This is a genomic window from Exiguobacterium sp. s150 (genome assembly GCF_018618435.1).
In the GTDB taxonomy this organism is placed as follows: Bacteria; Bacillota; Bacilli; order Exiguobacteriales; family Exiguobacteriaceae; genus Exiguobacterium; species Exiguobacterium alkaliphilum.
Genome location: NZ_JACSMC010000010.1, coordinates 69,335 through 78,300, shown reverse-complemented (window position 1 = coordinate 78,300; position 8,966 = coordinate 69,335). Strand labels below are relative to the sequence as shown.

General features: G+C 54.0%; 9 protein-coding genes, 1 rRNA gene and 1 riboswitch. All 10 genes read left to right on the top strand.

The window, feature by feature from the left end; all coding sequences use genetic code 11:
* Nucleotides 1-132: 132 nt before the first annotated feature.
* The 10 genes from rrf (at nt 133) to purF (ending at nt 8,957) form a co-directional block, all read left to right on the top strand.
* Nucleotides 133-248, top strand: a 5S ribosomal RNA gene (gene rrf / locus KNP76_RS07230).
* A gap of 78 nt (nt 249-326) precedes the next feature.
* Nucleotides 327-518 (top strand): NETI motif-containing protein, encoded by a 192-nt coding sequence (locus KNP76_RS07225; protein ID WP_034809046.1) that lies wholly within the window; start codon nt 327-329, stop codon nt 516-518.
* Nucleotides 519-658: 140 nt separating this feature from the next.
* Nucleotides 659-760, top strand: a riboswitch (purine riboswitch).
* A 91-nt stretch (nt 761-851) separates the two neighbouring features.
* Nucleotides 852-1,316, top strand: coding sequence for a 5-(carboxyamino)imidazole ribonucleotide mutase (purE, locus tag KNP76_RS07220; RefSeq protein WP_214843767.1), 465 nt, complete (start codon nt 852-854; stop codon nt 1,314-1,316).
* A complete protein-coding gene (gene purK, locus KNP76_RS07215) occupies nt 1,316-2,410 on the top strand; it encodes a 5-(carboxyamino)imidazole ribonucleotide synthase (RefSeq protein WP_034809044.1) in 1,095 nt (364 codons plus the stop codon). The genes purE and purK overlap by 1 nt, the downstream gene beginning before the upstream one ends.
* Entirely contained in the window at nt 2,407-3,699 is a 1,293-nt protein-coding gene (gene purB, locus KNP76_RS07210) for an adenylosuccinate lyase (RefSeq protein ID WP_034809043.1), read from the top strand. The genes purK and purB overlap by 4 nt, the downstream gene beginning before the upstream one ends.
* A gap of 49 nt (nt 3,700-3,748) precedes the next feature.
* Nucleotides 3,749-4,453 (top strand): phosphoribosylaminoimidazolesuccinocarboxamide synthase, encoded by a 705-nt coding sequence (gene purC / locus KNP76_RS07205; RefSeq protein WP_034809042.1) that lies wholly within the window; start codon nt 3,749-3,751, stop codon nt 4,451-4,453.
* Nucleotides 4,450-4,692: a phosphoribosylformylglycinamidine synthase subunit PurS gene (gene purS, locus KNP76_RS07200; RefSeq protein WP_034809041.1), complete on the top strand. Its 243-nt coding sequence runs from the start codon at nt 4,450-4,452 to the stop codon at nt 4,690-4,692. Before purC ends, purS begins: the two co-directional genes overlap by 4 nt.
* Nucleotides 4,689-5,369, top strand: a complete 681-nt coding sequence (gene purQ / locus KNP76_RS07195; protein ID WP_034809039.1) for a phosphoribosylformylglycinamidine synthase subunit PurQ — start codon at nt 4,689-4,691, stop codon at nt 5,367-5,369. The genes purS and purQ overlap by 4 nt, the downstream gene beginning before the upstream one ends.
* Nucleotides 5,353-7,572 (top strand): phosphoribosylformylglycinamidine synthase subunit PurL, encoded by a 2,220-nt coding sequence (gene purL, locus KNP76_RS07190; RefSeq protein ID WP_214843759.1) that lies wholly within the window; start codon nt 5,353-5,355, stop codon nt 7,570-7,572. The genes purQ and purL overlap by 17 nt, the downstream gene beginning before the upstream one ends.
* Nucleotides 7,548-8,957 carry an amidophosphoribosyltransferase gene (gene purF, locus KNP76_RS07185; RefSeq protein ID WP_034809034.1) on the top strand — a complete coding sequence of 470 codons (1,410 nt, stop codon included), beginning with the start codon at nt 7,548-7,550 and terminating at the stop codon, nt 8,955-8,957. The genes purL and purF overlap by 25 nt, the downstream gene beginning before the upstream one ends.
* The last annotated feature ends 9 nt before the right edge of the window (nt 8,958-8,966 follow it).

The following is an 8,966-nucleotide window of genomic DNA, read 5'->3' as shown; positions in this document are numbered from 1 at the left end:
TGAGGTAGATAGGTCATGGGTGGAAGCGTGGTGACACGTGGAGCTGAATGATACTAATCGGTCGAGGCTTTGATCTAGTCTATGGTTTGACAATTGATGAACTTCAGTTTTCAGGGAACAAGCCTGAAATTGTCTGGTGGCGATAGCGAAGCGGCCACACCCGTTCCCATGCCGAACACGGAAGTTAAGCGCTTCAGCGCCGAAAGTAGTTGGGGGTCTCCCCCTGTGAGGATAGGACGTCGCCAGGCAAACGGTGGTTCTGGAGCATTCGCTCAAGGGCCGCCGCTTTTTTATATCGTCATTCAAATGAAAGAGAGGAAGAACAGATGGCCAAAAAAATCAAAGTATACGTCGAGCCAAACGAGACGGTCGGTGAGTGTTTAGATCGCATCGCTCAAATGGGGTATCGCCCGGTACGTAGGATTGAAAAGCCTGTCTTTGAAAAAACGGGAACCAAAGACGAACCTGTACATTCCCATCAATCGATTTTATTTGAGTGCGTTGCTCTCAAACCATGATGCCAAACCGTCCTTTTATGAGGGCGGTTTTTTTACGTACTGAGAATGAGTTAAAAGCGAACGATAAATATTCAGACAATTAAAATGTTCGCACTTTGTTGACATGTTTTCAAAGAACAAGGTACGATAGGCGTGTGAGTTAAGAAAATCAAATATCGCTCCATATAATCGCAAGGAAATGGCTTGCAAGTTTCTACCTGATCACCGATTCTGGTCAGACTATGGGGTATAGTCGACATTTTTTTGTCGTGGTCTATACCCTAAACTGACGAATCGGTTTAGGGATTTCTTTATTTTAAGGGGGACGCTGAAGTGAAGACAGTTGGTGTAATCATGGGCAGTTCATCTGACTGGGAGACGATGCAACATACATGTGCCGTGCTTGATACGCTCCACATCGCATATGAGAAACAAGTCGTGTCGGCACATCGCACACCTGATCTGATGTTCGAATATGCTGAAAAGGCACGAGACCGCGGGATTCAAATCATCATCGCCGGTGCAGGGGGAGCTGCCCACCTTCCGGGGATGGTGGCCGCGAAGACGACGTTGCCAGTCATCGGTGTACCCGTTCAATCGAAATCGTTGAACGGACTCGATTCACTTCTATCCATCGTCCAAATGCCGGCCGGTGTACCGGTCGCGACGGTCGCGATTGGACAAGCAGGCGCCACGAATGCCGGACTTCTCGCCGCACAAATCCTTAGCATTCATTCAATGGACATCGCCGATCGCCTTACGCAATATCGCCAAGAGAAAAAAGAGATGGCGATGCATGGAACGGAGGAACTCGTCTAATGAGAATCGGGATATTAGGCGGAGGCCAACTTGGACGAATGATGTCACTCAGTGCAAGTGCGATGGGGTACGAGACGCTCAGCCTTGACCCAGCTGAACGCGCACCGGCGGCTCAAGTGGCACCGAGTATCGTCGCAAACTTTGACGACGTCGAGGCAGCAAAAGAACTCGCAGCGCGTACCGACGTCATCACATATGAGTTCGAGAACATCGAGACCGCAATGATTGAAGCGATTCGCGATAAGTGCCCGCAAGGCATGGACGTGTTGAAAGCAACGCAGCACCGATTGCTCGAAAAACAGATGATTGAGTCGGCTGGGTTACGGGTCGCCCCGTATGTGCCGGTACGTTCTGTACGAGACGTCTTACGAGCCCAAGAGTTACTTGGGTTGCCATTTGTCATCAAGACGTGTCGATTTGGATACGATGGCAAAGGACAGACGGTCGTCCGGACGATGCAGGATGTCCATTCGTTCACCGATCAGTTCCGTGAGGATGAATACGTCGCCGAAGCGTGGCTTTCTTTTGAAAAAGAGATATCGGTCATCGTGACACGAGGCGTTCACGAGACGACGACGTTCCCGATTAGCGAGAACGTTCATCAAAACAACATCTTACATCTATCGATTGTCCCGGCCCGTCTTTCCGAAGACATCATAGAAGACGCACGTCATCTGGCGCTACAGCTTGCGGATCAGATTGGGTTGATTGGAACGCTCGCAGTCGAACTGTTCGTTATGCCAGACGGTTCCCTTTACGTGAATGAACTCGCACCACGACCTCACAACTCAGGCCATTACACGATCGATGCATGCGAAACGTCACAATTCGAGCAACATATTCGTGCCGTGACGGGCATGTCCCTCGGTCATACGACGTTACACACACCGGTTGTCATGGTCAACCTGCTCGGGGAACATATGCAAAAACTGAACCCGCAGCGTTTACCATCGAATGTTAAACTACATCTGTATGGGAAAGACGAAGCGAAACCCGGACGGAAGATGGGCCACTTGAACGTACTTGCCCCTTCTGTCGACGAGGCGCTTCATACCATCGAACAACTGGCAATTTGGAAGGAGACTGTTTTATGATTTCACGTTATACCCGCCCTGAGATGGCGGCCATTTGGACCGATGAGAACAAGTTTGACGCTTGGCTCAAAGTCGAGCTTTACGCTTGCGAGGCGTGGAGCGAGTTAGGTGTCATTCCAAAAGAGGACGTCAAGGTACTTTGGGATCAAGCCTCATTCGATGTCGAACGAATCCTTGAGATTGAACAAGAGACGCGTCATGACGTGATTGCCTTCACCCGTGCCGTCTCTGAGACACTCGGTGAAGAAAAGAAGTGGGTCCATTACGGATTGACGTCGACGGATGTCGTCGATACAGCGCTCTCTTACTTGATTAAGCAAGCGAACGATATTTTAGAAGCAGACTTGGATCGGTTCATCGACATTCTTGCTGAAAAGGCGAAAGCGCATAAATACGACATCATGATGGGTCGTACCCATGGCGTTCATGCGGAGCCGACGACGTTCGGTTTGAAGCTCGCCCTCTGGTACGAGGAAATGAAGCGCAACAAGAAACGCTTCATGGCAGCACGCGAGACGATTGAGTTCGGCAAGATGAGCGGCGCTGTCGGCACGTTCGCCAACATCGACCCGTTCATCGAATCGTATGTCTGTGACAAGTTGGGCATCCAGGCCGCTCCAATCTCGACACAGACGTTACAACGTGACCGCCATGCTGAATATATGGGTACGCTCGCGTTGATCGCCACGTCGATTGAGAAGATGGCGACCGAGATTCGCGGCCTTCAAAAGACAGAGACACGTGAAGTCGAAGAATTCTTCGCAAAAGGACAAAAAGGGTCATCGGCGATGCCGCATAAACGTAATCCGATCGGCTCGGAAAACATGACAGGCCTTGCCCGCGTCATCCGCGGCCATATGGTGACGGCGTACGAGAACGTCCCGCTTTGGCATGAACGCGACATCTCGCACTCATCGGCAGAACGCATCATCTTACCGGACGCGACGAGCTTGTTGAACTATATGCTCAACCGTTTCGGCAACATCGTGAAGAACTTGACGGTGTTCCCGGACAATATGCGCCGCAACATGGACCGGACGTTCGGCATCATCTTCTCGCAACGGATCTTGCTCGCCTTGATTGAGAAAGGCTGGTCACGTGAAGCCGCGTATGATGCCGTGCAACCGAAGGCGATGCAGGCGTGGGAAGAAGAGACGATGTTCCGCACTTTGATTGAACAAGACGCCGAGATGGGCGCACTCTTCACGAGTGACGAGCTCGACGACCTATTTGACCCGAGCCATCACGTGCGCCGTGTCGATGTGATTTTTGAACGCTGTGGTTTGTAATCGTTGAGGGGCGCCATGCCCCTCTCACTTTAAGGGGGAACGGATACAGATGGAAGCAATCTACGAAGGTAAGGCGAAAGCGTTATACGAGACAGAAGAGCCGGGTGTGCTCCGCGTTTATTATAAAGACGACGCAACGGCATTCAATGGGGAAAAGAAACAGTCGATTGACGGCAAAGGCGTATTGAACAACGCCATCACGACCCGTTTGTTCGAGCTGATGCACGATAATAAGATTCCGACGCACTTTATTCAAAAAGTATCGGACCGCGAACAACTCGTCCGCCGTGTCGACATCATCCCGCTCGAAGTCGTCGTTCGCAACGTCGCCGCCGGGAGCCTGGCCAAACGACTCGGTTGGGAAGAAGGGACACCGCTCCTCGCACCAATTGTTGAATTCTATTATAAAGATGACGCACTCGGAGATCCGCTTCTGACAGAAGATCATATCCGTTTACTGCAGGTCGCCACACATAAAGAAGTCGAAACATTGCGACAACTCGGGCTTTGGGTGAACGATGTGTTGCTTGATTTCTTCGCAGAACACGGCATCGACTTAATCGATTTTAAACTCGAGTTCGGTAAAGTCGACGGGACGATCATCCTCGCCGATGAGATTTCGCCGGACACGTGCCGACTTTGGGATCAAGAGACGAAGCAGAAGCTCGACAAAGACGTATTCCGTAGAGACCTCGGATCACTGACCGAGACGTACGGCCAGCTGTTAACACGCATAGGGGGAATGGACCAATGAAAAAAGTAAACGTGTACGTGACATTACGTGAAAGTGTGCTCGACCCACAAGGTGTCGCCGTCAAAGGCGGACTCGATCACCTCGGATTCACCGGCGTTGAATCGGTGCGCATCGGTAAAGTGATCGAGCTCCAAGTGGCAGATGAGACGACCGAAGCGATGGTCCGAGACATGTGTGAGAAGCTGCTCGTCAATACGGTCATCGAGAACTACGAAATCGAGATGGGGGTACTCGCATGAAATTTGCGGTCATCGTCTTCCCAGGATCGAACTGTGACCTCGATCTATATCACGCGGTCAAAGACGTGATTGGCGAAGAAGCGGAATACGTGTTCCATACCGAGACGTCACTAGAAGGTTACGACGGCGTGCTTCTCCCTGGAGGATTTTCATATGGGGATTACTTACGGTGCGGGGCCATTGCACAGTTTTCACCGATCATGAGTGAAGTGAAACGTTTCGCTGAAGAAGGACGTCCAGTATTCGGTGTCTGCAATGGATTCCAAGTGCTTGTCGAGACAGGATTGTTGCCAGGTGTGTTGATGCGAAACCGTGACTTGAAGTTCATGTGTAAGACGGTCGAGCTGAAAGTCGAAAACAACGAGACGATGTTCACGAGCGACTACGCACTCGGTGAGACGATTCGGATCCCAATCGCACATGGGGAAGGCAACTACTACTGTGACGACGAGACGCTCGATACGCTTCGCGCGAACGGGCAAATCGTCTTCACGTATACGGATAATCCGAACGGGTCGGCAGCGGACATCGCCGGCATCACGAACGCACAAGGCAACGTGCTCGGCATGATGCCGCACCCGGAACGGGCGGTCGAGCGATTACTTGGCAGTGAAGACGGAAAACGATTATTCACTTCAATGGTGAAATGGGGGACTCGACATGCTAGTTACAACTGAACCGACAGCACAAGATATCCGTGAAGCACGCTTATACGCGACGATGGGACTTTCAGACGAAGAGTACGCGCTCGTCGTCTCGCTACTCGGACGTGACCCGAACTACACGGAAATCGGCTTGTTCTCGGTCATGTGGTCAGAACACTGTTCGTACAAAAACTCGAAGCCTGTGCTCCGTAAGTTCCCGACAACTGGGAAGCACGTCCTTCAAGGACCGGGAGAAGGAGCTGGAATCGTCGACATCGGTGACGGGCAAGCGGTCGCTTTTAAGATCGAGAGCCATAACCATCCGTCCGCGATCGAGCCGTACCAAGGAGCGGCGACCGGCGTCGGCGGCATCATCCGCGACATCTTCTCAATGGGCGCGCATCCTGTGGCGCTCCTCAACTCGCTCCGCTTCGGAGATTTGAACGAATCACGTGTGAAACATTTATTCGGCCACGTTGTCTCAGGGATTGCCGGGTATGGCAACTGTGTCGGCATCCCGACGGTCGGTGGGGAAGTCGCGTTTGACCCGGCCTATGCTGGTAACCCGCTCGTCAATGCGATGTGCGTCGGACTCATCCGCCACGAAGACATTCAAAAAGGGATTGCGGAAGGCGTCGGAAACTCGGTCATGTACGTCGGTGCGACGACCGGACGTGACGGGATTCACGGGGCGACGTTCGCCTCAGAAGAACTCGGTGAGGATGCGGACGAGAAACGTCCTGCCGTCCAAGTCGGAGACCCGTTTATGGAGAAGTTGTTAATCGAAGCGTGTTTGGAAGTCATCAAGCACCCGGCTCTCGTCGGCATTCAGGATATGGGCGCGGCCGGTCTCACCTCGTCTTCGGCCGAGATGGCCTCAAAAGCGGGGATGGGCATCGAGATGAACCTCGACCTCGTCCCGCAACGGGAGTCAGGGATGACGCCTTACGAGATGATGTTGTCGGAATCGCAAGAACGGATGCTCCTCGTCGTCAAGGCAGGACATGAAGACGAGATTGAAGCGATTGTCACGAAGTGGGGACTTCATGCGATCAAAGTCGGCGAAGTCATCGAAGACAAAGTGCTCCGCCTTGTGCATCACGGCGAGATTGCGGCAGAAGTGCCAGTTGATGCGCTCGCTGAAGACGCGCCAGTCTATCATAAGCCGTCAAAAGTGCCGGCCTATTACGAAACGTTCCAAGCGATGGCACCAGTCCGACCGGTCGTCACGGATGTGCTCGCGACGTGGAAAGACGTCCTTGCCATGCCGACCATCGCCTCGAAACGTTGGGTGTACGAGCAGTACGACCATATGGTCCAAACATCGACCGTCGTTGCGCCAGGCAGTGACGCGGCCGTCATCCGTATTCGCGACACAGACAAATCGCTGGCGATGACGACGGATTGTAACGCCAAATACGTGTACCTCGATCCACGTGTCGGCGGCGCGATCGCGGTCGCCGAAGCAGCGCGCAACATCGTCGCGAGCGGGGCTGAACCGCTCGCGCTCACGGATTGCTTGAACTTCGGTAGTCCAGACAAACCAGAAGGGTTCTGGCAACTCGACCAAGCCGTCGAAGGCATGGCCGAGGCGTGTCGAACGCTTGATACACCGGTCATCGGAGGAAACGTCTCGCTTTACAATGAGTCGAACGGAACAGCCATCTATCCGACACCGGTCGTCGGCATGGTCGGTTTGATTGAAAAGCGTGAACATATCACGACTTCGTTCGCCAAGACGGCAGGCGACGTCGTCTTCTTGCTCGGTGAGACGAAACCTGAGTTCGGTGGCAGTGCGCTGCAAATGCTACAAGACGGCAAAGTGAGCGGACACGCGCCGACACTCGACTTGGAGACGGAACGCACGAATCAACAAGCGCTCCTTTCCGCGATTCGTCAAGGGCTCGTCACAGCGGCCCACGACGTGTCAGAGGGCGGACTCGCCGCAGCGCTTCCTGAACTCGTATTCGGGACTGGGTTCGGCTTAGACGTGAGCGTCGAGACGGATCTCGTGACGACACTCTTTAGTGAGTCACAGTCACGCTTCCTCGTCACAGTCGCGGTCGATCAAGCGGACCGCTTCGAGACGTTGACGAACGCCGCGCGTATCGGACACGTGACCGAGGCAACACAACTGATTATCCGGGCGAGTGACCGCCTCATCGAGATGGACGTCACCGAGCTGGAACGTGTATGGGAAGGAGCTATTCCATGTTATATGACATCCGAGGCATGAATGAGGAATGCGGTGTGTTCGGCGTCTACGGACACATCGACGCGTCTCATCTCGCCTACTACGGCCTGCATAGTCTGCAACACCGGGGCCAAGAAGGGACGGGCATCGTTACGGCGGACGGGAAACGGTTGAACGCGAAGCGTGGGCTCGGACTCGTCGCCGAAGTGTTTGACGAACCGTCGCTCGACGCCTTGACCGGGCATCACGCCATCGGGCACGTCCGCTATTCGACGGCGGGGGGGAACACGCTCGAAAACGTTCAACCGCTCCACTTCAAATCGCTCACCGGCGACTTGGCGATGGCGCATAACGGGAACCTCGTCAATGCGACCGAACTGAAACATCTGCTCGAGGCGGAAGGCGCGATCTTCCAGACGACGTCAGACACAGAAGTCGTCGCCCACTTGATTAAGCGGAGTCGTGGCAACTCGCTGAAAGAACGGATTTCGGACAGCTTGGCCCGTCTCGTCGGGGCGTTCGCGTTTCTCTTTTTGACGGAAGACGTACTTTACGTCGCGGTCGATGTCCATGGACTCCGTCCGCTCTCGCTCGGTCAGACCGAGGACGGGGCGTACGTGTTCGCTTCTGAGACGTGTGCGTTCGACGTCGTCGGCGCCACATACGTCCGTGACGTCGAACCGGGCGAGCTCCTCATGATCACAGCGGACGGCATCACGTCCGAACGATACAGTGAAGCCGCGGTCCGGGCGATGTGTTCGATGGAGTATATCTACTTCTCACGGCCAGACTCGATCATCGACGGGGTAAACGTCCATACGGCCCGTAAAGCGATGGGGAAAAAGATGTTCGACGAGGCGCCGGTCGAGGCAGACGTCGTGACCGGGGTGCCCGATTCGAGCATCTCGGCAGCGATCGGTTACGCCGAGGCGAGCGGCATCCCGTATGAGATGGGGCTCATCAAAAACCGCTACGTCGGGCGGACGTTCATCCAACCGTCGCAAGAGCTACGGGAGCGAGGCGTCAAGATGAAACTGTCAGCGCTTCGCGGCGTCGTGAACGGCAAGCGCGTCATCATGGTCGACGACTCGATTGTCCGGGGCACGACGAGCCGGCGCATCGTGAAGATGCTTCGTGAAGCCGGGGCGACCGAAGTGCACGTCCGCATCACGTCACCACCGATAAAACATCCGTGTTATTACGGGATCGATACATCATCAAAGGAAGAGTTGATTGCGGCCACTAAATCCATTACAGAAATTAAAGAAGAGATTGGGGCCGACTCACTAGCATTTCTTTCATTGGAAGGAACGGTCGACGCGATTGACCGACCGTTTGAAGGAAACTTGCGTGGGCAGTGTGCCGCTTGCTTCACCGGACTTTATCCGACGGAACTGGCGGAACTTGTGACAGAGACAAAAGCTTGAGGGGGACTG

Excerpts from the sequence above, each read along its gene's own strand:
- purF (WP_034809034.1), top strand. The coding sequence starts at position 7,548 with ATGTTATATGACATCCGAGGCATGAATGAGGAATGCGGTGTGTTCGGC.
- purB (WP_034809043.1), top strand. The coding sequence starts at position 2,407 with ATGATTTCACGTTATACCCGCCCTGAGATGGCGGCCATTTGGACCGAT.
- purL (WP_214843759.1), top strand. The coding sequence starts at position 5,353 with ATGCTAGTTACAACTGAACCGACAGCACAAGATATCCGTGAAGCACGC.
- purS (WP_034809041.1), top strand. The coding sequence starts at position 4,450 with ATGAAAAAAGTAAACGTGTACGTGACATTACGTGAAAGTGTGCTCGAC.
- KNP76_RS07225 (WP_034809046.1), top strand. The coding sequence starts at position 327 with ATGGCCAAAAAAATCAAAGTATACGTCGAGCCAAACGAGACGGTCGGT.
- purQ (WP_034809039.1), top strand. The coding sequence starts at position 4,689 with ATGAAATTTGCGGTCATCGTCTTCCCAGGATCGAACTGTGACCTCGAT.
- purC (WP_034809042.1), top strand. The coding sequence starts at position 3,749 with ATGGAAGCAATCTACGAAGGTAAGGCGAAAGCGTTATACGAGACAGAA.
- purK (WP_034809044.1), top strand. The coding sequence starts at position 1,316 with ATGAGAATCGGGATATTAGGCGGAGGCCAACTTGGACGAATGATGTCA.
- purE (WP_214843767.1), top strand. The coding sequence starts at position 852 with ATGGGCAGTTCATCTGACTGGGAGACGATGCAACATACATGTGCCGTG.